Origin of the sequence: Brevibacillus jepli (assembly GCF_047229145.1) — a bacterium.
GTDB lineage: Bacteria > Bacillota > Bacilli > Brevibacillales > Brevibacillaceae > Brevibacillus.
Window position 1 is genome coordinate 1 of the sequence record NZ_JBFEFW010000095.1, and the last position, 802, is coordinate 802.

General features: G+C 52.7%; 1 protein-coding gene. It reads right to left on the reverse strand.

All coding sequences use genetic code 11. The annotated features are described in order from the left end of the window. On the reverse strand, positions 1–802 hold an 802-nt coding region (locus AB1L17_RS31425), incomplete at both ends, for a ParB/RepB/Spo0J family partition protein (protein WP_412848922.1).

Here is an 802-nt window from a genome sequence, read left to right on the forward strand (position 1 = left end):
AACAAGCGGCGCCGCAAGTTTCGGGCACTGGATGCTTCCAACGTGGGGGCAACGGCATCAATCGCCGTCTTGGGGATCTCCTTCTCCAGTTCGGTGTGCCATTCCCTGTCTTCTTCCGGCAACTCATTCTTCTGTCCACCATCAGCTGCATCTTGCTCCTCCATTTCTGCCAATACGTCTTCTTTCATGTCCAGCAAATCCAATTGTTCTTCCTGCAGATCCACCTGCTGCGACCGGCGCTCCCGGAGATATTCCAGCTCGCTGCGTATGGCCTGGATTTCTTGGGATCGTACCTCTTTGACATGGGAACGGGTAATGGCCTCGTACAGCTGGCATTGCTCTTTTTCCGACAAGGCAGCCAGTTCGTTCCCAGCCACCACGCCGATAACGCCACGGGAAACCAGCTCTTGTAGTTCTGGAATCAAATCCAAGAGTCTGAGCAATCGTCTTGCCGTTCTTTCTCCCTCCCCTACTAGATTTGCCACGTCATGTCTTGTTTTTCTCGCATTGTGGTCATCGTGTCCCTTTTTGGGCCTCCCCACCGTGATTCCCCAATAGTCGTACAAGACCTTAATCTTGCGGGCTTTTCGCATTGGATCTTTCTCATCCCCGCGGCGTGCATCATTGGCCATGACAAGCAGGTACAGCATTTCTTCTTCCGTGACAGATTCCACGACTCGTACCGGTACCTCTCCCATTCCCTTCTGTTTTGCGATCTTCCACCGCTCATGACCGGAGATTATGACGTTTTCCCCCGTTACCCATAAAGGCTCCTGAATCCCCATTTCGTCGATGCTGTTCT